Annotated in this window: 24 protein-coding genes; 12 read left to right on the top strand and 12 right to left on the bottom strand. The window is 70.3% G+C overall.

The window, feature by feature from the left end:
- The first annotated feature begins 1 nt into the window (after window position 1).
- From H976_RS0102150 to H976_RS28420, 3 genes are all read left to right on the top strand, one after another.
- On the top strand, window positions 2–2,035 hold the full coding sequence (locus H976_RS0102150) for a fumarate reductase/succinate dehydrogenase flavoprotein subunit (protein ID WP_027860179.1): 2,034 nt from the start codon (window positions 2–4) through the stop codon (window positions 2,033–2,035).
- Window positions 2,032–2,775, top strand: coding sequence for a succinate dehydrogenase/fumarate reductase iron-sulfur subunit (locus H976_RS0102145; protein ID WP_027860178.1), 744 nt, complete (start codon window positions 2,032–2,034; stop codon window positions 2,773–2,775). Before H976_RS0102150 ends, H976_RS0102145 begins: the two co-directional genes overlap by 4 nt.
- A 65-nt stretch (window positions 2,776–2,840) precedes the next feature.
- On the top strand, window positions 2,841–3,890 hold the full coding sequence (locus tag H976_RS28420; RefSeq protein WP_027860177.1) for a CAP domain-containing protein: 1,050 nt from the start codon (window positions 2,841–2,843) through the stop codon (window positions 3,888–3,890).
- A 7-nt stretch (window positions 3,891–3,897) separates the two neighbouring features.
- Here H976_RS28420 and H976_RS0102135 read toward each other — a convergent pair whose 3' ends face one another.
- Both H976_RS0102135 and trpS read right to left on the bottom strand, forming a co-directional pair.
- Window positions 3,898–4,413 (bottom strand): 2'-5' RNA ligase family protein, encoded by a 516-nt coding sequence (locus H976_RS0102135; RefSeq protein WP_027860176.1) that lies wholly within the window; start codon window positions 4,411–4,413, stop codon window positions 3,898–3,900.
- Between the two features lie 34 nt (window positions 4,414–4,447).
- Window positions 4,448–5,494 (bottom strand): tryptophan--tRNA ligase, encoded by a 1,047-nt coding sequence (gene trpS / locus H976_RS0102130; RefSeq protein WP_051276061.1) that lies wholly within the window; start codon window positions 5,492–5,494, stop codon window positions 4,448–4,450.
- Window positions 5,495–5,574: 80 nt separating this feature from the next.
- Here trpS and H976_RS24135 point away from each other — a divergent pair, with 80 nt between their 5' ends.
- On the top strand, window positions 5,575–6,726 hold the full coding sequence (locus H976_RS24135; protein WP_051276000.1) for a GNAT family N-acetyltransferase: 1,152 nt from the start codon (window positions 5,575–5,577) through the stop codon (window positions 6,724–6,726).
- 1 nt (window position 6,727) lies between these two features.
- On the opposite strand, the gene H976_RS0102120 is transcribed toward H976_RS24135, so the two are convergent.
- Complete coding sequence (locus H976_RS0102120; protein WP_051275998.1) at window positions 6,728–7,957, bottom strand: MFS transporter; 1,230 nt, start codon at window positions 7,955–7,957, stop codon at window positions 6,728–6,730.
- A gap of 119 nt (window positions 7,958–8,076) precedes the next feature.
- The gene (locus H976_RS0102115) at window positions 8,077–10,311 is read right to left on the bottom strand and encodes an NADP-dependent isocitrate dehydrogenase (RefSeq protein WP_027860173.1); all 2,235 of its coding nucleotides are present in this window, start codon (window positions 10,309–10,311) and stop codon (window positions 8,077–8,079) included.
- Between the two features lie 179 nt (window positions 10,312–10,490).
- Between H976_RS0102115 and H976_RS0102110 the strand changes: the two genes are divergently transcribed.
- From H976_RS0102110 to H976_RS0102095, 4 genes are all read left to right on the top strand, one after another.
- A complete protein-coding gene (locus tag H976_RS0102110) occupies window positions 10,491–10,685 on the top strand; it encodes a hypothetical protein (protein WP_027860172.1) in 195 nt (64 codons plus the stop codon).
- A 54-nt stretch (window positions 10,686–10,739) separates the two neighbouring features.
- Window positions 10,740–11,729 (top strand): malate dehydrogenase, encoded by a 990-nt coding sequence (locus tag H976_RS0102105; RefSeq protein WP_027860171.1) that lies wholly within the window; start codon window positions 10,740–10,742, stop codon window positions 11,727–11,729.
- A 119-nt stretch (window positions 11,730–11,848) separates the two neighbouring features.
- Window positions 11,849–12,814, top strand: coding sequence for a nucleoside hydrolase (locus tag H976_RS0102100; protein ID WP_036223963.1), 966 nt, complete (start codon window positions 11,849–11,851; stop codon window positions 12,812–12,814).
- A complete protein-coding gene (locus tag H976_RS0102095; RefSeq protein WP_027860169.1) occupies window positions 12,814–13,644 on the top strand; it encodes a ribokinase in 831 nt (276 codons plus the stop codon). The genes H976_RS0102100 and H976_RS0102095 overlap by 1 nt, the downstream gene beginning before the upstream one ends.
- Here the strand turns inward: H976_RS0102095 and H976_RS0102090 are convergent.
- Genes H976_RS0102090 through H976_RS24130 form a run of 5 tightly spaced genes read right to left on the bottom strand, consistent with a single transcriptional unit; the run spans window position 13,641 to window position 18,334 of the window.
- A complete protein-coding gene (locus tag H976_RS0102090; protein ID WP_036223960.1) occupies window positions 13,641–13,934 on the bottom strand; it encodes a DUF3017 domain-containing protein in 294 nt (97 codons plus the stop codon). The genes H976_RS0102095 and H976_RS0102090 overlap by 4 nt on opposite strands.
- A 2-nt stretch (window positions 13,935–13,936) precedes the next feature.
- Window positions 13,937–14,815 carry a bifunctional methylenetetrahydrofolate dehydrogenase/methenyltetrahydrofolate cyclohydrolase gene (locus tag H976_RS0102085; RefSeq protein WP_027860167.1) on the bottom strand — a complete coding sequence of 293 codons (879 nt, stop codon included), beginning with the start codon at window positions 14,813–14,815 and terminating at the stop codon, window positions 13,937–13,939.
- Window positions 14,816–14,839: 24 nt separating this feature from the next.
- Window positions 14,840–16,432, bottom strand: coding sequence for a bifunctional phosphoribosylaminoimidazolecarboxamide formyltransferase/IMP cyclohydrolase (gene purH, locus H976_RS0102080; RefSeq protein ID WP_051275996.1), 1,593 nt, complete (start codon window positions 16,430–16,432; stop codon window positions 14,840–14,842).
- The gene (purN, locus tag H976_RS0102075; RefSeq protein WP_027860165.1) at window positions 16,429–17,046 is read right to left on the bottom strand and encodes a phosphoribosylglycinamide formyltransferase; all 618 of its coding nucleotides are present in this window, start codon (window positions 17,044–17,046) and stop codon (window positions 16,429–16,431) included. Before purN ends, purH begins: the two co-directional genes overlap by 4 nt.
- Before the next feature lie 13 nt (window positions 17,047–17,059).
- Complete coding sequence (locus tag H976_RS24130; RefSeq protein WP_051275994.1) at window positions 17,060–18,334, bottom strand: DUF6350 family protein; 1,275 nt, start codon at window positions 18,332–18,334, stop codon at window positions 17,060–17,062.
- Window positions 18,335–18,400: 66 nt separating this feature from the next.
- Here H976_RS24130 and H976_RS28415 point away from each other — a divergent pair, with 66 nt between their 5' ends.
- Together H976_RS28415 and kynU are read left to right on the top strand one after the other, a co-directional pair.
- On the top strand, window positions 18,401–20,254 hold the full coding sequence (locus H976_RS28415) for a sigma factor-like helix-turn-helix DNA-binding protein (RefSeq protein WP_051275992.1): 1,854 nt from the start codon (window positions 18,401–18,403) through the stop codon (window positions 20,252–20,254).
- An 11-nt stretch (window positions 20,255–20,265) separates the two neighbouring features.
- Complete coding sequence (kynU, locus tag H976_RS24120; protein WP_036223955.1) at window positions 20,266–21,453, top strand: kynureninase; 1,188 nt, start codon at window positions 20,266–20,268, stop codon at window positions 21,451–21,453.
- Between the two features lie 103 nt (window positions 21,454–21,556).
- On the opposite strand, the gene sucD is transcribed toward kynU, so the two are convergent.
- Together sucD and sucC are read right to left on the bottom strand one after the other, a co-directional pair.
- The gene (gene sucD, locus H976_RS0102055) at window positions 21,557–22,438 is read right to left on the bottom strand and encodes a succinate--CoA ligase subunit alpha (RefSeq protein ID WP_027860164.1); all 882 of its coding nucleotides are present in this window, start codon (window positions 22,436–22,438) and stop codon (window positions 21,557–21,559) included.
- Between the two features lie 15 nt (window positions 22,439–22,453).
- The gene (gene sucC / locus H976_RS0102050) at window positions 22,454–23,617 is read right to left on the bottom strand and encodes an ADP-forming succinate--CoA ligase subunit beta (RefSeq protein ID WP_027860163.1); all 1,164 of its coding nucleotides are present in this window, start codon (window positions 23,615–23,617) and stop codon (window positions 22,454–22,456) included.
- A 91-nt stretch (window positions 23,618–23,708) separates the two neighbouring features.
- Between sucC and H976_RS0102045 the strand changes: the two genes are divergently transcribed.
- Together H976_RS0102045 and H976_RS0102040 are read left to right on the top strand one after the other, a co-directional pair.
- Window positions 23,709–24,551, top strand: coding sequence for an alpha/beta fold hydrolase (locus H976_RS0102045; protein ID WP_027860162.1), 843 nt, complete (start codon window positions 23,709–23,711; stop codon window positions 24,549–24,551).
- Window positions 24,552–24,595: 44 nt separating this feature from the next.
- Window positions 24,596–26,398, top strand: coding sequence for a CocE/NonD family hydrolase (locus H976_RS0102040; RefSeq protein WP_027860161.1), 1,803 nt, complete (start codon window positions 24,596–24,598; stop codon window positions 26,396–26,398).
- A gap of 24 nt (window positions 26,399–26,422) precedes the next feature.
- Here H976_RS0102040 and H976_RS0102035 read toward each other — a convergent pair whose 3' ends face one another.
- Complete coding sequence (locus H976_RS0102035; protein ID WP_036223952.1) at window positions 26,423–26,818, bottom strand: cobalamin B12-binding domain-containing protein; 396 nt, start codon at window positions 26,816–26,818, stop codon at window positions 26,423–26,425.
- Window positions 26,819–26,840: the final 22 nt, after the last annotated feature.

The raw sequence follows: 26,840 nt of genomic DNA, 5'->3' as shown, positions 1-26,840 counted from the left end.
CATGCCCGACACCACCTTCACCAGCGACCCGTCGCACCACCAGGACACCCAGGAGACCGACGACGCCGCCGGCTACTACACGCCTGGTGACCCGATCGCCGAGACCAAGGCCCCGGGCGGTCCGATCGAGGAACGGTGGGGCACCCGGCAGTTCGAGGCCCGCATCGCCAACCCCGCCAACCGCCGCCGGCTCTCGGTCATCGTGGTCGGCACCGGGCTGGCCGGCGCCTCGGCGGCCGCCACGCTCGGCGAGGCCGGCTACGTCGTGAAGTCCTTCTGCTACCAGGACTCCCCCCGTCGCGCCCACTCGATCGCGGCCCAGGGTGGCATCAACGCCGCGAAGAACTACAAGGGCGACGGCGACTCGGTCTACCGGCTGTTCTACGACACCATCAAGGGCGGCGACTACCGCTCGCGGGAGTCCAACGTCTACCGGCTGGCCGAGGTCAGCGTGAACATCATCGACCAGTGCGTGGCCCAGGGCGTGCCGTTCGCGCGGGAGTACGGCGGCCTGCTCGACAACCGCTCCTTCGGCGGGGTCCAGGTGTCGCGCACCTTCTACGCCCGCGGCCAGACCGGCCAACAGCTGCTGATCGGCGCCTACCAGGCCCTCGAGCGCCAGGTGGCGGCCGGCACGGTGCGCACCTACACGCGGCACGAGATGCTCGAGCTGATCGTGGTCGACGGGCGGGCGCGCGGCATCATCGTCCGCGACCTGGTCACCGGCGAGATCGAGACCTACTTCGCCGACGTCGTCGTGCTGGCCAGCGGCGGCTACGGCAACGTCTTCTTCCTCTCCACCAACGCGATGGGCAGCAACGTCACCGCGACCTGGCGGGCCCACCGCAAGGGCGCCTTCATGGCCAACCCCTGCTACACGCAGATCCACCCCACCTGCATCCCGGTCTCCGGCGCCCACCAGTCGAAGCTGACCCTGATGAGCGAGTCGCTGCGCAACGACGGCCGCATCTGGGTGCCGAAGGACGCCAAGGACGCCGACAAGGACCCGCGCGACATCCCGGAGGAGGACCGCGACTACTACCTGGAGCGGATCTACCCCTCCTTCGGCAACCTGGTCCCCCGCGACATCGCGTCGCGGCAGGCCAAGAACATGTGCGACGAGGGCCGCGGCGTCGGGCCCGAGGTCGACGGCGTACGACGCGGTGTCTACCTCGACTTCGCCGAGGCGATGGAGCGACTCGGTCGCAAGGCGATCGAGGACAAGTACGGCAACCTCTTCGACATGTACGCCCAGATCACGGGCGAGGACCCCTACGAGGTGCCGATGCGGATCTACCCCGCGGTGCACTACGTGATGGGCGGACTGTGGGTCGACTACGACCTCCAGGGCTCGATCCCGGGACTGTTCGTGACCGGCGAGGCCAACTTCTCCGACCACGGTGCCAACCGCCTCGGCGCCTCGGCGCTGATGCAGGGCCTGGCCGACGGCTACTTCGTGCTGCCCAACACGATCCGCGACTACCTGGCCGAGGGGCCCTTCGACAAGGTGCCGGAGGACCACCCGGCCGTCGTCGAGGCCCAGCAGTCGGTGCGCGACCGGATCGACCGGTTCATGAACACCAAGGGCACCCGCAGCGTCGACTCCTACCACCGCGAGCTCGGCAACATCATGTGGGAGTACTGCGGCATGGAGCGCAGCGAGGACGGCCTGAAGAAGGCCATCGACCTGATCCGCGGCCTGCGCGACGACTTCTGGCGCAACGTCAAGGTGCTCGGCACCTCGGAGAGCCTGAACCAGTCCCTGGAGCGAGCCGGACGGGTGGCGGACTTCTTCGAGCTCGGCGAGCTGATGTGCATCGACGCCCTCAACCGGCGCGAGTCGTGCGGTGGCCACTTCCGTGCCGAGTCGCAGACCGAGGACGGCGAGGCGCTGCGCCACGACGACCAGTACGCCTACGTGGCGGCCTGGGAGTGGGCCGGCGAGCCTGGTTCTCAAGAGATGGGGAAGCCGATCCTGCACAAGGAACAGCTGACCTACGAGTTCGTCGAGATGAAGCAGCGGAGCTACAAGTGAAACTGACTCTGAAGATCTGGCGCCAGGCCGACACGGCCAGCGACGGAGCGATGCACACCTACGAGGTCGACGAGATCTCCGAGGACATGTCGTTCCTCGAGATGCTCGACGTGCTCAACGAGCGGCTGAACAGCGAGGGCGAGGAGCCGATCGCCTTCGACAGCGACTGCCGCGAGGGCATCTGCGGGATGTGCGGGCTGATGATCAACGGCGAGGCGCACGGTCCGCAGGTCACCACCACCTGCCAGCTGCACATGCGCTCGTTCAGCGACGGCGAGACGATCACGATCGAGCCCTGGCGGGCCGACCCGTTCCCGGTGCTCAAGGACCTGTGCGTCGACCGCAGCGCCTTCGACCGGATGATCCAGTCGGGTGGCTACATCTCGGTGAACACCGGTGCCGCTCCCGATGCGCACGCGACCCCCGTGCCCAAGGACAACGCCGACCGGGCCTTCGACGTGGCGACCTGCATCGGCTGCGGCGCCTGCGTCGCGGCCTGCCCGAACGGGTCGGCCTCGCTCTTCCTCGGCGCCAAGATCACCCACCTCGGCGAGCTGCCCCAGGGCCAGGCCGAGCGCGACAGCCGGGTGGTGAACATGGTCGCCCAGCACGACCACGAGGGATTCGGTGGCTGCACCAACATCGGCGAGTGCACGGCCGCCTGTCCCAAGGAGATCCCGCTCGACGTGATCTCGCAGCTGAACAAGGACCTCCGGCACGCCATTCGACGGGGTTATTAGTCCGATTTCGGAGGGTTTCGCTAAACCCCCGCGAATCAGACATTTAATCCATATGCTCTCCATTTATGGAGGGCACCATCCCCGCCCGGGCGCTCGCCGTCTGCGGGGTCGCACTGCTGCTGCTGGCCGCCGGGTCCACGGTCCCGGCCTCGAGCGGCAGCCCCGCCCTGTCCACGTCACCGCACGCATCGCGAGCCGAGCCGCGCGTCCTGGTGCACTCGGCGAAGGCCCGCCCCCACCACAGCCGTACGACGGCCCGCTGGTCGGGCTCGATCCGGGTCTCGACCCGCTCGGCCGTCGAGGACGCCTACACCCGGGCCTTCGACTCCGGGCTCGACCTCGAGACCGGCTGGACCGGCGACGACTCCCGGTGCGACCCGGGGAACACCTCGGCCGCCTCCCGGGCCGCCACCCTGCGCGCGGTCAACTTCGTGCGCGCCATGAGCGGGTTGGCTCCGGTCACCTTCTCCCCCACCCTGAACGCCCGCTCCCAGCGCACCGCGCTGATGATGTCGGCGAACGGCGCGTTGAGCCACACCCCGCCCCGCAGCTGGCGATGCTGGTCGCAGGCCGGTGCCGCCAACGCCGGGCGCTCCAACCTGGCGCTGAGCTACCCCTCGATCGCCTCGGCCGGCCTGGTCGAGCTGTACATGCGCGACCCCGGCGCCGAGAACGGCGCAGTCGGTCACCGTCGCTGGCTGCTGAACCCGTTCGCCACCACGATGGGGACCGGGTCCACCAACACCGCCAACGCGATGACCGTCGTCGGCCCGACCGCAGCGGGTCGACCCAACCCGGCCTGGGTCTCCTGGCCGACCGCCGGGTACTTCCCGACCACGCTGGAGCCGGGCGGCCGCTGGTCGCTGTCGGCCGGCAACAAGCTGATGGACTTCCGCCGCGCGACCGTGCGCGTCTACCGCGACGGCCGGGCCGTGCGCGCGACCAAGCTGCACGTGCGCACCGGCTACGCCCAGCCGACCCTGGTCTGGCAGCTCCCGGCGGGCACCGCCACCTCGGGCACCTTCAAGGTCGTCGTGCGCGGCGCGCACCTGAAGGGCTCCCGGGCCGGCTTCGGTCGCAGCTACGTGGTGCGCCTGTTCGAGCCGTCGAGCTGAGCGCGCGTCACCGTGCACCCAGCGCGAATGCTCGGGTGGGCTGCCACCCCGATGCCGCGTCATGGAGGTAGAGCCACATCTCGTTCACGTCGAACTCCGCATCGAACCGTTCGAACTCCACGAACGCCTGCTCCAGCTTGGACTCGGGCTGGTGGTGGGCGATGGTGACGTGCGGGTGGTACGGGAACGCCCGCTCGATCGCCAGCGGTCCCTGCAGCACCTCGGCCGCGAGCACCTCGCACTGGCTGATGCCCTGCACGACGCCGACGAAGACGACCGGCGAGGTCGGCTGGAAGGTGCCGGTGCCACGCAGGTGGACGCGGAACGGCTCGACCTGGGCCGCCACCCCGGCCAGGTGGTCCTCGACCGCGAGCCGGTCTGCCTCGTCGAGCTCGTACGGCGGCAGCAGCGTGATGTGCGTGGGGATGTGGCGTGCGCTCTCGTCGCCCATGCCGATGCGGTACTGCTGCAGCTCGCTCCCCCACGGTTCGGGGACAGCGAGCGAGACTCCGATCGTCGGCACGGCAGACAACCTACGCGGTCGTGGCGGGGTCCCGTCAGAGGGTCGGGCGCACCAGTCCGACCCGGTCATAGACCTCGGCGAGCGTGCGCGAGGCGACCTCACGAGCCTGCTCCGCCCCGCGGCGCAGGACACCGTCGAGCTCGGCCCGGTCGTCGAGCAGCTCGTTGGTCCGGTCACGGAACGGGGTCACGAAGTCGACGACCACCTCGGCGAGGTCGCCCTTGAAGTCGCCGTAGCCCTTTCCGGCGTACTGCTGCTCGAGGTCGGCCACCTTGGTGCCGGTCAGCGCGGAGTAGATGGTCAGCAGGTTGGAGATCCCCGGCTGCCCCTCGTCGTCGTAGCGCACCTGGGCTTGCGAGTCGGTCACCGCGGAGCGGATCTTCTTGGCCGAGACCTTGGGCTCGTCAAGCATCTCGACGATCCCCGAGGCACTGGAGTTGGTCTTGGACATCTTGGCCGTCGGGTTCTGCAGGTCGGTGATCCGGCCGGTGCTCTTGAGGATGTAGGGCTCGGGCAGCGGGAAGGTCTTCTTGTAGCGGTGGTTGAACCGCTGCGCGAGGTCACGGGTCAGCTCGAGGTGCTGGCGCTGGTCCTCGCCCACGGGGACGTACTTCGGCCGGTAGAGCAGGATGTCGGCGGCCTGGAGGATCGGGTAGGCGAACAGGCCGACCGAGGCAGCGCTCTCGCCCTCCTTGGCCGACTTGTCCTTGAACTGCGTCATCCGGCGCGCCTCGCCGAACCCGGTGATGCACTCCAGGACCCAGGTCAGCTGGGTGTGCTCGGGGACGTGGGACTGCACGAAGAGGGCCGAGCGGTCCGGGTCGATGCCCATCGCGATCAGCTGGGCTGCACACCGGTAGAAGCGCTCGCGCAGCGCCTTCGGGTCCTGGGGAACGGTCAGGGCGTGCAGGTCGGCGATGAAGAAGAAGGGCTGGTAGTCCTCCTGCAGGTCGACCCACTGTCGCAGGGCCCCGAGGTAGTTGCCGAAGTGGAACGAGTCAGCCGTGGCCTGGATGCCGGAGAGCACGCGCGGGCGCGCGGGGCCGGCAGCCTGAGCCGCGGTCGGGGTCTGGTGGGACATGATGGACATTGTTCCAGCAGTCGCGGGGCAGCCCCGACACGGGCTCGACGAGCCCACCCAATCGGACGACGAGGAGCGGCATGTCGCCGGCGTACAGCACCATCCCGACCCTGACCGATGGGGTCGTCACGCTCCGGGCTCCGATCAGCTCCGACGTGATGGGGTCCTTCGAGCAGTGCCAGGACCCGTTGACCCAGCGCTGGACGACGATCCCGGTGCCCTACACGCTCGACGACGCGAACATCTACATGTACCACTTCATCCCGCGGGGCTGGGAGACCGGCAAGGAGTGGGGCTTCGTGGTCGAGGCCGAGGACGAGGCCGGGTCGCGGAGGTTCTGCGGCACCATCTCGCTGCGCAACCGCGGCGAGGGTCGGGCCGAGCTGGCCTACGGCGCCCATCCGTGGGCCCGTGGTCGCGGGTTCATGGAACGTGCGCTGAGACTGCTGATCCAGTGGGGCTTCGCCGAGCAGCGCCTGAACACGATCGAGTGGCTGGCCCGCCGGGGCAACTGGCCCTCGTGGCGGACCGCCTGGCGGCTCGGCTTCACCTTCGAGGGGGTGCTCCGCAGCTGGCTCTCCCAGCGCGGCGAGCTCTCCGACGCGTGGGTCGGCACGCTGCGACGCGACGACGCCCTGCTCCCCCGGTTCCCATGGCTGGAGTCGCCGACGCTGGTGGGGCCCTCGGTGACGCTGCGCCGGCTCGAGGAACGTGACCTGCCGAAGATCGTGGAGACCCTGGCCGACGGCGAGACCCAGCACTGGCTGCAGAACGTGCGCGAGACCGCCCCGCACACGCTGGAGAGCGATCGCGAGTACGTCGTGGAGCGGCTCGAGGAGGCGGCCTCCGGCCGGGCCGTGCACTGGGCGGTCACCGACCAGCGCACCGACATGTACGTCGGCCAGGTCTCGCTGTTCGACCTGCAGTACAAGCGCGAGGCCGAGATGTCCTTCGTCGCGCACCCCCACTGGCGCCGCCGAGGGTGGGCCACCGAGGCCGGCCGCCTGGTGGTCAAGCACGCCTTCATCCCGATGGAGGACGGTGGCCTCGGCCTGCGGCGCCTCACCGCCGCCGCCTGCGCGACCAACGAGGGCTCCATGCGCGTGCTCGAGCGCGCCGGCTTCCTGCGGATCGGCCGCACCCGCAAGAGCACCCTGCGTGGGGACGACAAGTGGATGGACACCCACATCTACGACCAGCTGATCGAGGACCGCGACCGCAGCCTGTGGTGAGTCAGGCCGGCACGGGGACGCGCGTCGTACGCCGGTGCAGCAGCGCCGAGGCGACCAGCACCAGCAGGCCGGCGAGCGAGAGCGCCGCGCCGACCCAGCTCGGCGCCCGGTAGCCGAAGCCGGCCGCGACCACGACGCCGCCCAGCCAGGCGCCCAGCGCGTTGGCGATGTTCAGCGACGCGTGGTTCATCGCCGCGCCGATGGTCTGGGCATCGCCCGCGACCTGCATCAGCCGCATCTGCAGGCCGACCACCAGCACCGAGCTGCAGGTGCTGAGCGCGAAGACGGTCAGCAGGCCGGGGATGAACCACTGCGAGGTGACGGTGAACAGGACGAGGATCAGCCCCATCAGCACCGAGCCGACCAGCATGCTGCGGAACACCGACCAGTCGGCGAGCCGACCGCCGAGCGGCGTACCGACGACCATGCCGCTGCCGAACGCCAGCAGGTAGAGCGGGACCAGCGAGTCGTCGAGCCCGGCGACCTGGGTCACGGTCGGGGCGATGTAGGTGTACATCGCGAACATGCCGCCGAAGCCGACCGCGCCGACCAGCAAGGTGAGCAGCACCTGCGGGTTCTTGAAGGCACGCAGCTCGTTGCGGCCCGTGGCCTCACGGTTGGCGGCGACGTGCGGGACCAGCCAGAGCACCAGGCCGGCCGTCACCGCGGCGAGCGCGGCCACCAGCCAGTAGGCCGAGCGCCAGCCGGCGTTCTGCCCGAGCCAGGTCGCAGCCGGAACGCCGGCGACGTTGGAGACCGCGAGGCCGAGCATCACCCCACTGACCGCCCGGCCGCGGCGCTCGGCGACGACCAGGTCGGCCGCCACCAGCGAGGCGACCCCGAAGTAGGCGCCGTGCGGAAGCCCCGAGAAGAACCGCGCGAGGGTCAGCGAGGTGTAGCTCGTCGCGAGCGCACTGGCCGCGTTGCCGACCAGGAACACCAGCATCAGCCCGATCAGCAGCTCACGCCGTGGCAGCCGCGCCCCGAAGACCGCGAGCAGCGGAGCGCCGACCACGACCCCGAGCGCGTACGCCGAGATCACGTGCCCGGCCGTCGGGATGGACACATCGACCCCGTTCGCCAGCTGGGGCAGCAGCCCCATCGAGACGAACTCGGTGGTCCCGATCGCGAACCCGCCCATGGCGAGCGCGATCAGCGCCAGGCCGACGTACCGGGGAGACCGGGTCGTCGTCGGCTCGGCCAGGTCGGCGCTGTCGATCGTCGTACTCACCCTTTGCCCAACAGGGATGTGGCCGAGATGTTCCTGAGAAGCCGGATAGTCCCGAGTGATTGGACCCACAACTGCTGTCGAGAAGGGTCCGTTCACTCGGGACTATCCGGTCCTGCGGGTCAGAGCGACGCCAGCGACTCGTTGAACGTCGCCGAGGGGCGCATCACGGCCGACGCCTTGTCGTCGTCCGGGCGGTAGTAGCCGCCGATGTCGGCCGGTGAGCCTTGTACGTCGAGGAGCTCCTGCGTGACCGTCTCCTCGGCATCGCCGAGGGTCTTGGCGAGGGCGGAGAAGGCGTCGGCGAGGTCGGCGTCGTCGGTCTGCCCGGCGAGCTCGCGGGCCCAGTAGAGGGCGACGTAGAAGTGGCTGCCGCGGTTGTCGATCGTGCCGAGCTTGCGGCCCGGCGACCGGTTCTCGTCGAGGAAGGTGCCGGTCGCCCGGTCGAGGGCGAGGCCGAGCACCTTGGCCTGCGGGTTGTCGGTCTGCTCGGCGTACTTCTCGAAGCTCTCGGCCAGGGCCAGGAACTCGCCGAGGCTGTCCCAGCGCAGGTAGTTCTCCTTGACCAGCTGCTGCACGTGCTTCGGGGCTGAGCCGCCGGCGCCGGTCTCGAACAGGCCACCGCCCTTGATCAGGGGTACGACGGAGAGCATCTTCGCGCTCGTGCCCAGCTCGAGGATCGGGAACAGGTCGGTCAGGTAGTCGCGCAGCACGTTGCCGGTGACCGAGATGGTGTCCTCGCCCTTGCGGATCCGGTCGACCGAGACCTTGATGGCCTCCTCGGGGGTCTGGATGGTGATGTCCAGCTCGTCGCCCCCCTCCAATGACGCAGTGTGCTGGGGCAGGTACTCGTTGACCTTCTCGATCAGCTTCGCGTCGTGGGCCCGCGACTCGTCGAGCCAGAAGATCGCCGGCGTGCCGGTCGCGCGGGCCCGGGTGACGGCGAGCTTGACCCAGTCACGGATCGGCTCGTCCTTGGTCTGGCAGGCGCGCCAGATGTCGCCCGGGTTGACCTCGTGCTCCATCAGCACGTTGCCGTCCTGGTCGACGACGCGCACGGTCCCGGCCTTGGCGATCTCGAAGGTCTTGTCGTGGCTGCCGTACTCCTCGGCGGCGCGCGCCATCAGGCCGACATTGGGCACCGAGCCCATCGTCGAGGGGTCGTAGGCACCGTGCTCGCGGCAGTCGTCGATGACGACCTGGTAGATCCCGGCGTACGACGAGTCGGGGATCACCGCGAGAGTGTCGGCCTCCTCGCCGTCAGGACCCCACATGTGGCCGGACGTGCGGATCATCGCCGGCATGCTCGCGTCGACGATCACGTCGCTCGGCACGTGCAGGTTGGTGATGCCCTTGTCGGAGTCGACCATCGCCATCTTCGGCCCGTCGGCCAGGTCCTTGTCGACCGCGGCCTTGATGTCGGCGGCGGTCTCCCCGCCGACCTTCTCGGCTCCGGACAGGATGCCGCCGAGACCGTTGCTGGGATCGAGTCCGTGCTCGAGCAGCGCCTCGCCCTGCTCGGCGAACAGCGTCGGGAAGAAGGCCTGCACCGCGTGGCCGAAGATGATCGGGTCGGAGACCTTCATCATGGTCGCCTTGAGGTGCAGCGAGAACAGCACGTCGTCGGCCTTGGCCTTCGCGATCTGGTCACGCAGGAACGACTGCAGCGCAGCGGTGTTCATGAAGGTGGCGTCGACGACCTCGCCCTCCTCCACGGGGATCGACTCCTTGAGCACGTCGGTGCCGTCATCGCTCACGAGCTCGACCCGCAGGGAGCCGGCCTTCTCCACCACGACGGACTTCTCGTTGGAACGGAAGTCGTCGGCGGTCATGTGCGCGACGTTGGTCTTCGAGTCAGGCGACCACTTCCCCATGGAGTGGGGGTGCTTGCGGGCGTAGTTCTTCACCGACTCCGGCGCACGCCGGTCGGAGTTGCCCTCGCGCAGCACCGGGTTGACTGCGCTGCCCTTGACCTTGTCGTAGCGGGCGCGCACGTCCTTCTCGTCATCGGACTGCGGGTTGTCGGGGTAGTCCGGGAGCTCGAAGCCCTGCTCCTGCAGCTCGGCGATGGCGGCCTTCAGCTGCGGGATCGAGGCGCTGATGTTGGGCAGCTTGATGATGTTGGCCTCGGGGGTCTTCGCCAGCTCGCCCAGCTCTGCGAGCGAGTCAGGCACCTGCTGGTCCTCGGGGAGCCGGTCGGCGAAGCTCGCCAGGATCCGGCCGGCCAGCGAGATGTCGCGGGTCTCCACGTCGACACCGGCCTTGGCGGCGTACGCCTGGATGATCGGGAGGAACGAGTACGTCGCCAGCAGGGGCGCCTCGTCGGTGTGGGTGTAGATGATCTTCGGCTCGGACACGAAAGGCTCCTGGGGCGTTCGTCGCTGATGATTTATCTTCACGTCAAGATATCGCACCGGCCCGGCCGGCGCTCCACCAGCCAGCCTCTCAGCGCAGGGAGTGGCGCACAACCGAGGTATTTCGCGACCGGCCAGGGCCTCCTAGTCCCCGAATGCCCACCCCCGCAAGGAGCACAGCCATGAGCAACCTGAACCCCGAACTCTCCCGGGCGATGATGGCCGACCGAGACCGCGAGCTCGCCTCGCTCCAGCGCCGCCGCCAGGCGAAGCTGACCCGTCTCGCCGCCAAGCGTCCCGAGCCGTCCGTACGCCGCGCCCCGGGCCTGCTCGCGCGCCTCGTCCCGTGGTTCGGGGCAGGCGTACGGACTGCCTAGCACCGCTGCTAGCGTCGGGAACGTCCCTGCTCGTCACACCCAGGAGTTCCCGTCGTGAGCACATCTCCCCTCAAGGTCGCCGTCACCGGCGCCGCCGGTCAGATCGGCTACAGCCTGCTGTTCCGCCTCGCGAGCGGTTCCCTGCTCGGGGCCGACCGCCCCGTCGAGCTCCGCCTGCTGGAGATCGAGCCGGCGCTCAAGGCCCTCGAGGGCGTCGTGATGGAGCTCGACGACTGTGCGTTCCCGACCCTGGCCGGCGTGGAGATCGGCGCCGACGCCAACGCCATCTTCGAGGGCGTCAACCTCGCCCTCCTCGTCGGTGCCCGTCCCCGCGGCCCCGGCATGGAGCGCGGTGACCTGCTCGAGGCCAACGGCGCGATCTTCACCGCCCAGGGCAAGGCGCTCAACGAGGTGGCGGCCGACGACGTACGCATCGGTGTCACGGGCAACCCGGCCAACACCAACGCGCTGATCGCGATGAGCAACGCCCCCGACATCCCGAAGGAGCGCTTCTCGGCGCTCACCCGGCTCGACCACAACCGGGCCATCTCCCAGCTCGCAGCCAAGACCGGCGCCTCGGTCACCGACATCAAGAAGATGACGATCTGGGGCAACCACTCGGCCACGCAGTACCCCGACATCTTCCACGCCGAGGTCGGTGGCAAGAACGCTGCCGAGGTCGTCAACGACCAGGGCTGGCTGGAGAACGACTTCATCCCGACCGTCGCCAAGCGCGGCGCAGCCATCATCGAGGCGCGCGGGTCGTCCTCGGCCGCCTCCGCGGCCTCGGCCACGATCGACGCCGCCCACGACTGGCTGGCCGGCTCGGCCGACAACGACTGGGTCTCGATGGCGGTCGTCTCCGACGGGGCCTACGACGTGCCCGAGGGCCTGATCTCCTCGTTCCCGGTCACCACCAAGGACGGCAACTGGGAGATCGTCCAGGGCCTGGAGATCGACGACTTCTCGCGCGGCCGCATCGACGCCTCGACCGCCGAGCTGGCCGAGGAGCGCGACGCCGTCAAGGAGCTCGGCCTGATCTAGCGAGCCGGAGATGCGTGAGGCACGAACGCAGCTCCGACGCGAGCAGGTCGAGCAAGGCCCGCGACCGAGGAACGAGGTCGCGACGGCCGGGTCGAGACCCGGTGAGACGAAAGGCAACGATGAGTAGCACGCCGATCGTCCTCGACGTCGACACCGGCGTCGATGACGCGTGCGCGATCCTGTTCGCCGCGCTGCACCCCGACCTCGACCTGCGGGCCGTCACCTGCGTGGACGGCAACGCCCCGCTGGCCGACGTCGTCCGCAACACGTTGACGGTGCTCGACGCCTGCGGGCGGGAGGACGTGCTGGTCGCCGCCGGTGCCGAGCGTCCGCTGCTCGAGGAGCGGGCCGACGCGCGACATGTGCACGGCGACGACGGGATGGGCGATCTCGACTGGCCGCGATCCGAGCGCCGGCCCGACCCCCGGCACGCGATCGAGCTGCTGCGCGACGTACTCCTCGAGACCGCAGAACCCGTCACCCTGGTCCCGCTCGCACCACTGACCAACATCGCCCTGCTGCTGCGTACCTACCCGGCAGTTGCGCGTGGCATCCGCCGGATCGTGTTCATGGGTGGTGCGGCGCACGTCGGCAACGCCACGGCGTCGGCCGAGTTCAACGTCTTCCACGACCCGGAGGCGGCGGCGATCACGTTGGACGCCTGCGCGGACCTCGGCATCGAGACGGTGATGTACGGGCTGGACGTCTTCTACGGTCCGCGCGTCGCCCTCGACGTGGCGCGCGACCTGGTGGCCCTGCACGCCGACGGGCCGGCCGGCCTGGCCGGGCGCCTGATCGCCTTCCAGTGCGAGCGGTTCGGCGCCGGCTCCGCGACGATCGGCGACGCCGGAGCGGTCTGCGCCGTCGTCGACCCCGAGGGTCTGACCACCGAACGCCTGCCGGTGCGCGTCGAACTCGCCGGCACCTGGTCCCGTGGCCGCACCATCGTCGACCGGCGTGACTGGGACGGCAACCTCGCCCACGACCCGCACGGCCAGGCACCGGCCAGCCTCGACGTCGCCCTCGAGGTGGACGGTGCGCGCTACTCCCGGCTGTGGCTGGACACGGTCGTCGGAGCGCCGTGATGGGACGCGTGCTCGTGCTCGGCTCGCTCAACGTCGACCTGGTCACGCACGTCGACCGTCATCCCCAGCCGGGCGAGACCGTCCTCGGGGAGGGGCTCGAACGCCTCGCCGGCGGCAAGGGCGCCAACCAGGCGGTGGCCGCCGCAGCGGCCGGGGCCGAGGTGCTGATGCTCGGGGCGGTCGGGGACGACGACGCGGGTCGTGCGTACGTCGACCGGCTGCGCGGGCTCGGGATCGCGACCGAGGGGGTCGCCGTACTCCCCGACCAGCCGACCGGCACCGCGCTCATCGTCGTCGACGAGGCCGGGGAGAACACCATCGTGGTGGCGGCCGGTGCCAACGGTCAGGTCGGTGACGAGGCGCTGGGGCTCGTCGAGGCCGCCGGCCCGGGTGACGTCCTGCTCGTCCAGCTCGAGATCCCGCTCGCGACGGTCTCCCGCGCCTGCACGATCGCAGCGCTTCGCGGTGTCCGGGTCGTCGTCAACGCGGCGCCGTACGCCGCCCTGCCCGCCGACGTGCTCCCCCTGGCCGATCCCGTGGTCGTCAACGAGCACGAGGCGCGGCTGCTCGCCGAGTCCTCCGGCCTGCCGTCCTCGCTGCTGGTGACCTTCGGGGCCGACGGCGTCGACTGGAACGGCCTCCGCGCCTCCGCCGTCAGCGTGCCGCCCGCGGAGGTCGTCGACACCACCGGGGCCGGCGACGCCTTCTGCGGCGCCCTGGCTGCCGGCCTGGCCATGGGCCAGGGCCACGAGGAGGCTCTCGGGGGGGCGCTCTCCGCCGGCGCCGCCGCCGTACGCCACCCCGGCGCCCAGCCCGACGCGAGGCTCTAGCCGGGCTGGTTCGGGATCACGGTGGCCAGCACGATGAGCGCGGTGCCGACACCACCCAGCATCAGGGCGTCGGTCCAGCGGCTGCGGCGTACGCGGAGCATGCCGGCGTTGCTCTCGGGCAGCGCGATCCGCATCAGCGCCCCCACGAGCAGGGCGGCACCGATCAGGTCGACGCCGCGTCGCCAGGGACCGAAGGCGATGACGAGCAGCCCGACGGCACTGGCCGCGACCACGAGCAGGTAGACGAGTCCGCCCAGCGTCGAGGGAAACCGTCGCGGCTCGTCCCGCATGGTCACGCAGTCGCGCTGGATCCGGAGCTGGACCCCAGGCCGGCCTCGGCGGCCGCGACCACGTTGGAGAGCAGCATGGCGCGGGTCATCGGACCGACGCCGCCGGGGTTCGGGGAGATCCAGCCAGCCACGTCGTAGACCGACTGGTCGACGTCGCCCGCGATCTTCCCGTCCACCCGCGAGACACCGACGTCGAGCACAGCGGCGCCGGGCTTGACCATCTCGCCGGTGATGATGCCGGGCACGCCTGCCGCCGCGACCACGATGTCGGCGCCGCGGACGTGGGCGGCGAGATCACGGGTACCGGTGTGGCACAGCGTCACCGTCGCGTTCTCGGAGCGCCGCGTCAGCAGCAGTCCCAGCGGGCGGCCGACGGTCACACCACGACCGACGACCGTCACGTCGGCGCCGCGGATCTCGACCGAGTGCCGGCGCAGCAGCTCGACGATGCCGTACGGCGTGCACGGCAGCGGCGCCTCCTTGCCGAGCACCAGCCAGCCGAGGTTGGTCGGGTGCAGCCCGTCGGCGTCCTTGGTGGGGTCGATCTCCCCGAGGATCGCGTTCTCGTCGATCCCCTTGGGGAGCGGCAGCTGCACGATGTAGCCGGTGCAGGCCGGGTTGTCGTTGAGGCGGCGTACGGCGGCCAGGATCTCCTCCTGGGTCGACGTGGCCGGAAGGTCCTCGCGCAGAGACTCGATGCCGACCTCGGCGCAGTCCTTGTGCTTGCCGTTGACGTACCACGTCGAGCCCGGGTCGTCGCCCACGAGCACGGTGCCGAGCCCGGGGACCACCCCCTGCTCGCGCAGCTTGGCCACCCGTTCGGTGAGCTCGCCCTTGATCGCCTTGGCGGTCGCGGTCCCGTCGAGAATCTGTGCAGTCACGCGGAGTTCCTCCCTTGAGAACGATCAGTGCGCAAAATGACGAGTCCCGGTGAAGTACATCGTGACCCCTGCTGCCTTGGCGGCCTCGATGGTCAGTTCGTCACGCACCGAGCCGCCGGGCTGGACGATCGCCTTCACCCCGGCGTCGATGAGGATCTGCGGGCCGTCCTCGAAGGGGAAGAACGCGTCCGAGGCCGCCACGGATCCTGCCGCCCTGTCCCCCGCGCGGTCAACGGCCAGCTTGCAGGAGTCGACCCGGTTGACCTGGCCCATGCCGATGCCGACCGAGGCGCCGTCGCTGGCCAGCAGGATCGCGTTGGACTTGGCCGAGCGGCAGGCCGTCCACGCGAAGGCGAGGTCGGCGAGCATCTCCTCGGAGGCGGCCGCACCGGTGGCCAGGGTCCAGTTCTTCGGGTCGTCACCGTCGGCGTCGACCAGGTCGCGGTGCTGCATCAGCAGTCCGCCGGAGATCGACCGGGTCTCGGCGCCACCGCGCTGCAGCGGCTGGCACTCGAGGAGCCGGACGTTCTTCTTGGCCTGGAGGATCTCGACCGCGCCGTCCTCGTACGCCGGAGCGACCACCACCTCGGTGAACACCTCGGCGACCTGCTTGGCCATCTCCACCGACACCGGACGGTTGACCGCGATCACGCCGCCGAACGCCGACACCGGGTCGCACTCGTGGGCCTTGCGGTGGGCCTCGGCCACGTCGGCACCGACCGCGATGCCGCACGGGTTGGCGTGCTTGATGATCGCGACCGCCGGCTCATCGAAGTCGTACGCCGCTCGCCGGGCTGCGTCGGAGTCGACGTAGTTGTTGTAGGACATCTCCTTGCCGTGCAGCTGACGTGCCTGCGCCAGCCCGTCGGGCCCGAAGCCGTCGAGGTAGAGGGCCGCCGACTGGTGCGGGTTCTCGCCGTAGCGCAGCACCGACGCGCGCTCCCAGGTCGCACCGACCCACGCTGGGAAGCCCGAGCCCTCAGAGCTGTCGGTGAGCACGTTGCCCATCCAGCTGGCCACGTGGACGTCGTAGGTCGCGGTGTGCACGAACGCCTCGGCCGCCAGCACCTTGCGCTGCTCGAGGGTGAAGCCGCCGTCGGCGAGGGCGGCCAGCACGTCGGCGTACCGCTCGGGCGAGGTGACGATCGCGACGGACGGGTGGTTCTTGGCTGCCGCACGCACCATCGACGGACCACCGATGTCGATCTGCTCGACGCACTCGTCGGGCGAGGCACCTGACATCACCGTCTGGGTGAACGGGTAGAGGTTGGAGACGACCAGGTCGAACGGCTCGACGCCGAGCTCCTCGAGCTGTGCCACGTGGGTCGGCAGCCGGCGGTCGGCCAGGATGCCGGCGTGCACCTTCGGGTGCAGCGTCTTGACGCGACCGTCGAGGCACTCCGGGAAGCCGGTGAGGTCCTCGACCTTCGTGACCGGCAGGCCGAGGTCGGCGATCAGCTTCGCCGACCCGCCCGTGGAGACCAGCTCCACCCCGGCGTCGTGCAGGCCGCGGACCAGCTCCTCGAGGCCGGACTTGTCGTAGACGCTGACCAGCGCGCGCTTCAGCGCACGGCGTTGGCCAGCATGGGGGTCCAGAGAGCTGGTCGGCTCGGTCATCCGATCCGCACCTTCCTGTCGTTGATGGTGAAGCCGTCGCGGGCGATCCGGCCCACGGTGTCGACGAGCATCTGCCGCTCGGCGACCTTGATCCGTTCGTGCAGTGACGCGACGTCGTCGTCATCCTGCACGGGTACGACGGTCTGCGCGATGATCGGTCCGGTGTCGACCCCCTCGTCGACGACGAACAGGGTGGCGCCGGTGACCTTCACACCGTAGGCGAGGGCGTCCGCCGGGCCCGAGGTACCTGGGAACGACGGGCACAGCGCCGGGTGGGTGTTGACCACGCGACCGGCGAACCTGCCCAGGAACTCCGGCCCGACCAGCTTCATGAAGCCGGCCAGCACGACGAGGTCGGGCTCGAAGGCCGCGACCGTGTCGGTGAGGGTGCTGTCCCAGTGGCCGCGGCTGGTGAACTGGTCCACCTTGCGCACGAAGGTCGGTACCCCGGCCCGCTCGGCCCGGGCCAGGCCCTCGATGTCGTCGCGGTCGGCGCCGACGGCGACCACGGTGGCGCCGTACGACGGGTCGGCGCTGGCGTCGAGCAGGGCCTGGAGGTTGGTGCCGCCACCGGAGACGAGCACGACGAGTCGGCAGTCGGAACCAGCGGGCACCCGGACAGGCTATCTAGGAAGCCGAGCGCCGCTGCCACCAGGCGGTGACCACCCCGGCGACCAGGCCACCGAGGCTCATCGCGGCCACGGCGGAGACCAGCACCTCCCCGAACGGGGCGCCGATGTCGGCCATCCGGCCGGTGCCCATCGGACCGCCGGCGAGGGCGATCGCGAGGGCGCTGATCAGGGCGGCGCCGAAGCCGCAGCCGAAGCCGCGCAGGGCGGCGGAGTCGTAGGCCGTGACGCCGTAGGCGCGCTGGGCGAGCACCGAGCCGACGATCGCCACGAGGACCGGGACGGCCAGGAAGGCGATCGTCCACTCGGGCGTCGGTCCGGCGTCCGGCAGCCCGGCGAGCAGCGGGAAGGCAGGCATCGGGCCGAGCGAGACCACCGAGGGTGAGACGGCGGTGCCGGTGCCGACCGCGAAGCCGGGTCCGAGGAGGTAGGCCCCACCGAGCAGGACCGCGTTGGGCGCCACGGCGATGGTCGCGACGGTGTACATCACGTAGTCGCCGGGCGAGAGGTGCAGGCCCGACATCATCGAGGCGGCCTGGTTGAGGCCGAGCATCACCATCACCGCGACGAGGACCGCCGAGGCGACGAGGAGCAGCAAGAAGGACGCCGCAGCGCCGTACGCCACCGAGCGGATCCAGCCCGGCACGCGGGCGACCGCGACCGAGAGGAGGCCGGTGCCGGCGGCCATGCCGAGCGTGCCCGCGACACCGGCGATGAGCATCGAGCCCAGGATGGCCCGGCCGAGGCCGGGACCGGTGCCGTCACCGCCGACGACCACGCAGGTGATCACCGCGACCACGACATAGAGACCGGTGAAGATGACGGCGGCCAGCCCGAGCGTGCGGTCGTCGTCGACCTCCTGCGAGGTCGTCGCCGCCCAGCGGCCGTAGCGGTAGACGACGAAGAAGATGAGTCCGGTCAGGGTGAGCGGCACGATCCCGAGCGGTGCGCCCCGGACGCTGAACCCGGAACCGTTGCCGACCAGCCACGCGTCGGCCCCCACCCGCAGGGCATCGGTGGTCTGGCCGTGAGCCCCCGCGTCGGCGAGGAACCAGCCGATCACGGCCACCGCCATGAAGGTCACCATCGTCGTGGCGGCCGCTGCCAGCGCCGCGAGGGCAGCCGAGACGGTGAGCGGACGGCCCTCCGGCTCGTCACTGCCGGTCCCGCCCGGCGGACGACCGCGGAGGGCGTCGATGACCCGGCCCAGGCGCGTGGTCGTGGGTCGCGTCGACGTGCTGGTGTCGGAAGGGCGGCTCAGCAGATCAGTCATCGCCCTCCCATCTTGGCCGAGGAAGGCGGGGAGTCCTGTGAGGCACGCGGGTAGCCTCGGGCCCGTATGCCCAGACTTTTCCACCGAGTCGACCCCGGGGCCGTCCCCGACTTCGACGACTTCTACCTCACCACCCGACGCCGGTTGGCGCTGTCCGCCTACGCACTCACCGGCGACCTCGGGGCCGCCCGCAGCGCCGTCGGTGACGCCTACGTCGCGGCCAGGCACCACTGGCAGAAGGTGGGTCGGCTCCCGGACCCGGAGGAGTGGGTCCGCCCGCGCGCGTGGGCGATGGCCCAGCGTCGGCACGTGGCCCGGCTGTGGCACCGCGAGAAGGGCATCGGCGCGGACCAGAAGGCCGTCCTCGATGCGCTGCACCACCTGTCCGACCAGCAGCGCAAGGTGCTCCTGCTCGCCCACCTGGCGGCGCTGTCGACCGCCGACATCGGCCGCGAGCTCGGCGAGACCACTGCTCGGGTCGAGGAGCGCCTCCAGGTCGCGACCGATGCGTTCTGCCAGGAGACCGGCGCCGCGTCGGAGTCGGTGGGAGCTGCCATGGAGTCGCTGGCACCGATCGCCGAGGCGGCCGCGCTGCCGGCGCCGGCCGTGGTCCACCGGAGCGGTCAGCGACGCCGGCTCCTGCACACGGTCGGTGGGGCCGCGGTGGCGGTCGGCCTGACGATCGTCGGTGGCGTGTTTGTGGTGAGCGGAGGCGTGGTGCACGGAGGCGTGCGGGAGGACCTTGCCTCGGCGGGTACGACGCAGGCCGACACCCGGCCGGTGACCGAGAAGATGATGCTCAGCCTCCCGCAGGTCGAGCAGCTCGCCCCCGGTGACAGCTGGCGGGAGCTGGCGACCTCCGACAACACCACTGGCAGCGGAATCAACTCGGTGTGCCAGACGACGCGCTTCGCCGACCCGCGCGGCACGGGCACGATGGTGCGCACCTTCGCCGCCGACGGTGCCGACGCCAACCGCCGAGTGGTGCAGACGATCGAGATCTCGCGGTCGACCAGAGCCTCGCAGCGCGCCTACCGCACCACGCTCGGCTGGTTCGCCGGGTGCACGCAGGCCCGGCTGCAGCTGCTGGGCGCCTACCGGGTCAACGGTCTCGGTGACGAGGCGCAGATGCTCAAGCTGCGCATCCCCAACGCCGTACGCCGCACCTACGTCGTCGGACTGGCCCGTACCGGCTCCCTCACCGTCTCGACGGTCTCCGAGACCCTCGGGGGCCGGCCGGTCGCCGTCGACCGCGCCGTGACCACCCTGACCGACGCCGTCCGCAACGTCTGCTCCTCCGACCCGTCGGGCCCGTGCCCGACGGCGGTCCGGGCCGCACCGGTGCTGCCGCCGCGGTCGGGCGAGACCCCCGGGACCCTGGCAGCGGCCGACCTCCCGGTGATCGGCCGGATCAACCTGCCGTGGGTCGGCACCCAGCCGGTGCCGGCGCGACCCAACATCGCCGCCACCACCTGCGACAAGGCCGACTTCGTGCGCGCCGGGGCTCCCCGCGCGGCCACGCGCACCTTCCTGATCCCGGAGGCCCGGCTGGCCAAGCGGTTCGGTATCGCCGAGACCGTCGGGCCGTTCGCCTCGACCGCCAGGGCACACGGGCTGGTGCGCAGCATCACGGCGGCCATGGAGCTCTGCGAGAAGAAGGACCTGGGGGCCAAGGTGAGCAGCCAGGTGCTGCAACCCCGTGGCTACCGCGGCTCGGAGTACGCCATGTGGCGGCTCGACAGCGAGATCAACGAGAAGACCTCGGTGGGCTTCTGGATGGGCGTGGCTCGGGTGGGGCGTTACGTTGCGCAGGTGAACTTCACACCGTCCGGCGACAACGACGTCGACGAGGACACCTTCCAGGCCCTCATCACCCGAGCCCGCGACCGGCTCTTCGAGCTCCCGGCGAGCACCCAGTGAGTGTCCAGTGAGTGTCCGGTGAGTCTCCGGTGAGCGGGTTCGAGCTGACCGAGGGGCTGGTCTACCTCGACGGGAACTCGCTGGGTGCGCTCCCCTCCGGGGTCGCCGAGCGGTTGGACGACGTCCTACGCCGGGAGTGGGGTGCGGGACTGATCCGGTCGTGGAACGACGCGAAGTGGATGGAGCTGAGCCAGCGGATCGCCGGCAAGATCGCACCGCTGGTCGGCGTCTCCCCCGACGACGTACACCTCGGGGACAGCACCAGCGTCAGCCTGTTCAAGACGACGGTGGCCGCGGCGCGGCTGCGGCCGGACCGGCACGTGCTGGTGGTGGAGCCGAGCACCTTCCCGACCGACGGCTACATCATCGCCGGCGTCGCGGACCTGATGGGCCTCGAGCTGCGCTGGTGCGACCCTGCCGACCCACTGGCCGCGGTCGACGAGGACGTCGCCCTGCTCAACCTGACCCACGTCGACTTCCGGACCGGCGCCATGTTCGACATGGCCGCCATCACGGCCGGGGCCCACGAGCGGGGCGCGCTGGTGCAGTGGGACCTGTGCCACTCGGCGGGCGCGGTGCCTGTCGACCTGACCGGGGCCGGCGCCGACCTGGCGGTGGGCTGCACCTACAAGTACCTCAACGGCGGCCCCGGCTCCCCCGCCTTCCTGTGGGTCGCCCCCGAGCACCAGGCCGCCGCCCGCCAGCCGATCACCGGCTGGATGGGACACCAGTCTCCGTTCGCGATGGCACGCGACTACGAACCCACCCCTGGCATCCGGGCGTTCGGCTCGGGCACGCCGCCGGTGCTCGCGCTCTCGGCGCTCGAGGCCTCGCTGGCAGCGTTCGACGGGGTCTCGGTCGACTCCTTGCGGGAGCACTCGCTCGCGCTGACCGACCTGTTCATCGCGCTGGTCGAGGAGCGCCTGCCAGGTGTCTTCGAGATCGTGACGCCGCGCGAGCACTCCCGTCGCGGCAGCCAGGTCTCCCTCCGGCACGAGCAGGCGTACGGCGTCGTCCAGGCCCTGATCGCGCGCGAGGTCATCGGCGACTTCCGCGACCCCGACATCGCCCGCTTCGGCTTCGCCCCCCTCTACAACACCCTCGACGACGTACGCACCGCAGTGGATCGCCTCGAGCAGGTGATGGCGGCCGAGGAGCATCGCGATCCGGCGTACGCGGAGAGGAACGCGGTCACGTAGTCACAGGGCGCTGCGGTTTGGCCGGGTGCCCGGCCAAACCTCCAGTGGAGGGGTGAAACATCACCCCTCCAGTGACATCTTGGCCGGTCGCCCGGCCAAACCGTCACAGCTTCTCGAGGATCTCCCGCATCAGCTGGGCGGTCTCCGAGGGCGTCTTGCCGACCTTGACCCCGACCGCCTCGAGGGCTTCCTTCTTGGCCGCGGCGGTGCCCGAGGAGCCGGAGACGATGGCGCCGGCGTGGCCCATGGTCTTGCCCTCGGGGGCGGTGAAGCCGGCGACGTAGCCGACGACGGGCTTGGTCACGTGGTCCTTGATGTAGTCGGCAGCGCGCTCCTCGGCGTCGCCGCCGATCTCGCCGATCATCACGATCGCCTTGGTGTCGGGGTCCTTCTCGAAGGCCTCGAGGGCGTCGATGTGGGAGGTGCCGATGACCGGGTCGCCGCCGATGCCGATGGCGGTCGTGAAGCCGTAGTCCTTCAGCTCGAACATCATCTGGTAGGTCAGCGTGCCCGACTTGGAGACCAGCCCGATCGGGCCCTTGCCGGCGATGGTGTGCGGCGTGATGCCGGCCAGCGACTCCTCCGGCGTGATGATGCCGGGACAGTTGGGGCCGATCATCCGGGTCGCCTTGCCGTCCAGGTAGGCCCAGACCTCGGCGCTGTCCTGCACGGGCACGCCCTCGGTGATCACGACCAGCAGGCCGATGCCGGCGTCGATGGCCTCGATGCACGCGTCCTTGGTGAACGCCGGGGGGACGAAGACGACCGACACGTCAGCGCCGGTCTCCTTCATCGCCTCCTCGACGCTGCCGAAGACCGGCAGGTCCTTGCCGCCGAGCTCGACGGAGGTGCCGGCCTTGCGGGCGTTGACGCCACCGACGATGTTGGAGCCGGCCTCGACCATGAGGGTGGTGTGCTTGGAGCCCATCCCACCGGTCATGCCCTGGACGATGATCTTGGAGTCCTTGTTGAGGTAGATCGACATGTTCTTCTCTCCGTCTCAGGCGTTCGCCAGCTCGGCGGCCTTGTCGGCCGCGCCGTCCATGGTGTCCACCAGCGTCACGAGGGGGTGATTGGCCTCGTCGAGGATCCGACGGCCCTCCGCCACGTTGTTCCCGTCGAGGCGTACGACGAGCGGCTTGGTCGCCTCGTCGCCGAGGATGTCCAGCGCTCCGACGATGCCGTTGGCGACCTCGTCACAGGCGGTGATGCCGCCGAAGACGTTCACGAAGACCGACTTGACCTGCTCGTCGTTGAGGATCACGTCGAGCCCGTTGGCCATCACCTCCGCGTTGGCACCGCCACCGATGTCGAGGAAGTTGGCCGGGGTCACGCCGCCGTGCTTCTCGCCGGCGTACGCGACGACGTCGAGGGTCGACATGACCAGCCCGGCGCCGTTGCCGATGATGCCGACGGAGCCGTCGAGCTTGACGTAGTTGAGGCCCTTGGCCTTGGCCTTGGCCTCCAGCGGGTCGGCCGCGTCCTTGTCCTCGAACTGCGCGTGGTCCTCGTGGCGGAACTCGGCGTTCTCGTCGAGGGAGACCTTGCCGTCGAGGGCCTCCAGCTTGTCGCCCTCGAGCCGGGCGAGCGGGTTCACCTCGACGAGCGTGGCGTCCTCCTCGACGAAGACCTTCCACAGCGCCTGCACCATCTCGACCGCCTGGTCCTTGAGCTCGGCCGGGAACCCGGCCTCCTCGACGATCGCGGTCGCCTTGGCCTCGTCGACGCCCTCGAGCGCGTTGACGGCGATCTTCTTGACCGCGTCGGGATTGGTCTTGGCGACCTCCTCGATCTCGACGCCGCCCTCGACGGACGCGATGCAGAGGTAGGAGCGGTTGGAGCGGTCGAGCAGGAAGGAGAAGTAGTACTCCTCCACCGGCGGCGTCGCCGGCACGACCAGCACGCGCTTGACGGTGAGGCCCTTGATCTCCATGCCCAGGATGTTGCCGGCGTGCTCGAAGGCCTCGTCGGCCGTCTTGGCGATCTTGACGCCACCGGCCTTGCCGCGGCCACCGGCCTTGACCTGTGCCTTGACCACGGTGACGCCACCGATCTCCTCGGCGGCGGCCCTCGCCTCCTCGGCGGTCTCGACGGTCTTGCCGAGCGTCACGGTCACGCCGTGCTTGGCGAAGAGCTCCTTGGCTTGGTACTCCATCAGGTCCACGGTTCGATGGCTCCTTCAACGTCGGGGAGGGGGTTGACCCCCAGCCGACCTTAGTCCCGGCTCCGGGGGTGGGGGAACGTAGGGTGCGTCCGTGAAACGCGAAGAGACGCAGGTCACGCCGCTCGTCACTCCCCCGGTCACCCTCCACGTCACCGAGTACGGCGACCGCGACGCCGATGTCCACCTGCTCCTCGTGCACGGGTTCCCCGACGACCAGCGGATGTGGGAGCCGGTCGCCGCGTCGCTGCCCCCGGAGTGGCACGTGATCACCTACGACGTGCGCGGCTCGGGCCGGTCCAGCAGGCCGAGCGGCCGCTCGTCGTACCGCACCTCGCTGCTGGTCGAGGACCTCATCGCCGTCCTCGACGCCACCCTCCCCACCGGCGCACAGGTCCACCTCGTGGCACACGACTGGGGCTCGATCGCCGGCTGGGACGTGATCGCGGCCGAGACCTGGGACCCGCGGCTGGAGGGCCGGATCGCGTCGTACTCCTCGGCCAGCGGCCCCTCGCTCGACCACCTCGCCAGCCTGTCCTCCTCGTGGCGAGGTCGCCTGCGGATGCTGCCGCAGTTCCTGCACAGCTGGTACGTCTGGGCCTTCCAGGTCCCCTGGCTGCCCGAGCGGCTGCTCACCCACGCGCGCGGCCTGCCCTGGGAGGACGACCTGCGCGACAACGCGGTGCACAGCATCGACCTCTACCGCGCCAACATCCTGCCCCGTCTGCGCCACCCGCACCCCTGGCGCACGTCGATCCCAGTACAGGCTCTCGTGGCCACCCAGGACGCCTACGTGACGACCCGCAGCTACGAGGGGTTGGAAGCGCGCTGCCGCGACCTGACGCGCGTCGAGGTCGAGGCCGGCCACTGGTGGCCGCGAACCCACCCCGAGGAGTTCGCGCGCCTGGTCGCCGGGTTCGTCCGCGTCCACGCCTGAGACCCGTCGCGTGACCACCGACACAGGTGGCTCGTTGACGCGGCATGCCCAAGAACCTCACCACCGTGCTGGCGGCGGTCGTCGTCGGAGCCGCCGGCCTCGCCCTGACCTCCGGCACGCATGCCGCGGCCGCGACCGACGACACCCCCGGCTACAGCGTCCAGGCCATCACCGTCGACGTGAAGGTGGGACCTGCCGATGAGCAGAGCTGCCGGGTCGACGCCGACCTGTACCTGCCCGACGGTGCCAGCGCGACCCACAAGGTGCCGGCGATCCTGACCACCAACGGATTCGGCGGCAACAAGGCCGACGGCAACCAGTCGGCGATCGGCAAGGGCTTCGTGCAGCAGGGGTACGCCGTGATCAGCTACTCCGGCCTGGGCTTCGGCCACACCAACTGCAAGATCACGATGGACGACCCCGACTGGGACGGGAAGGCCGGCAAGGGGATGGTCGACGTCTTCGCCGGCACCCGCCCCTACCTGACCGAGGGCTCGAGCACCCCGCACTTCCTGCGCAACATCTCGCTGCAGAAGCCCGGCGACCCGCGGCTGGGCATGATCGGCGGCTCCTACGGCGGCCAGATCCAGTACGCCGTGGCCGAGCAGGACCCCCGCGTCGACACGATCATCCCGATCATCACCTGGAACGACCTGACCTACTCGCTGGCGCCGGGCAACGTGGCCAAGAAGGAGTGGGTCGACCTCTTCTTCGGCGACGGCATCGTCAGCGGCGTCCAGACCGCCAACCAGGACCCCGAGACGCTCCGGGTCTGCCCCAACTTCGTGGACCAGGCCTGCATCGGCGCGATCGCGCTGAACACGCAGGGCTACCCCGACGCCGGCACCGTCGCGCTCGCCAAGCACGCGTCGGTGGCGAGCTATGTGAAGCGGATCAAGATCCCCACCCTGCTGGTGCAGGGCCAGAAGGACACGCTGTTCAACCTCAACGAGGCGGTCGCCACCTACCGATCGCTCCAGGCGCAGCAGACGCCGGTCAAGATGATCTGGCAGTCGTGGGGCCACTCGGACTCCACGCCGGTCCCCGGTGAGCTCGACTTCGGCGCGAAGTCGCTGCGCGACAGCTACCTCGGCAACCGGCTGCTGGACTGGATGAACCACTACGTCAAGGGCGTCAGCAGCGCCAGCACCGGCCCGAACTTCGAGTACTACCGCGACTGGGTGAAGTACGACACCTCCGCGGCCAAGGCCGGCACCGCCGTCGGGGCGGCGTACGCCAGGAGCAGCACGGTCTCCTGGGACCCCAACCACACGCTGTACTTCACCGGCGGCCACGAGCTGACCCCGACGAGGTCCGCCGCCGTTGCCTCCTCGGCGTCCTACGCCAACGCGCCGGGTGCGCCGACGTCGTACTCCGAAACCTCCGGTGTCGAGGGCAGCCAGGTCAACCTGCCGCCGAGCGACGCGCCGGGCACCTTCGTCTCGTTCACGACCGACCCGCTGTCGGCGCCGGCCGACGTCGTCGGCTCGCCCAAGGTGACGCTGAAGCTGAGCACGCCGACCGCCGGCTACACCCAGATCGGCGGACCCTCCGGCCAGCTGGTGCTGTTCGCGAAGATCTACGACATCGCGCCCGACGGCTCGAAGGTGCTCAAGAACCGCCTGATCGCCCCGATGCGCGTCGCGGACACCAACAAGCTGGTGACGGTGCGGCTGCCGGGCATCGTGCACCGGTTCGCCACCGGTCACCGCATCCAGGTGGCCATCGCGGCCAGCGACGCGGCGTACGCCGGGAACACGCTGGTGCAGCCGGTCGCGGTGATGAGCGGGCCCGACTCGGGCAGCACACTCGGCCTGCCGGTCGTCGGCCAGCTCACCTTCCAGTAGCCCGGCCAGTAGCCCGCGAGTGAGCTAGGCGTCCTGCTCGGAGAAGTGCTCGGCGACCCATCCGGTGATCTCGGTGGTGGTCGCGCCGGGGGTGAAGATCTTCGCCACCCCCATCTCCTCCAGCGGGGCGACGTCCTCCTCGGGGACGATGCCGCCGCCGAAGACGACGATGTCGCTGGCGTCGCGCTCGGCCAGCAGGTCGATCAGCTTGCGGAACAGCGTCATGTGCGCGCCCGAGAGCACCGACAGGCCGACGGCGTCGGCGTCCTCCTGGATGGCGGTCTCGACGATCTGCTCGGGCGTCTGGTGCAGGCCGGTGTAGATGACCTCGTGGCCGGCGTCGCGCAAGGCCCGTGCCACGACCTTGGCGCCCCGGTCATGGCCGTCGAGTCCCGGCTTGGCCACCACGATGCGCAACATGGCTGCAGGTTATCGGGTACGC

It is taken from the genome of Marmoricola sp. URHB0036 (assembly GCF_000426045.1).
Classification (GTDB): Bacteria; Actinomycetota; Actinomycetes; order Propionibacteriales; family Nocardioidaceae; genus Marmoricola.
Note: the sequence above shows the minus strand (reverse complement) of the source record. Positions and strands in the feature narration are given on the sequence as shown.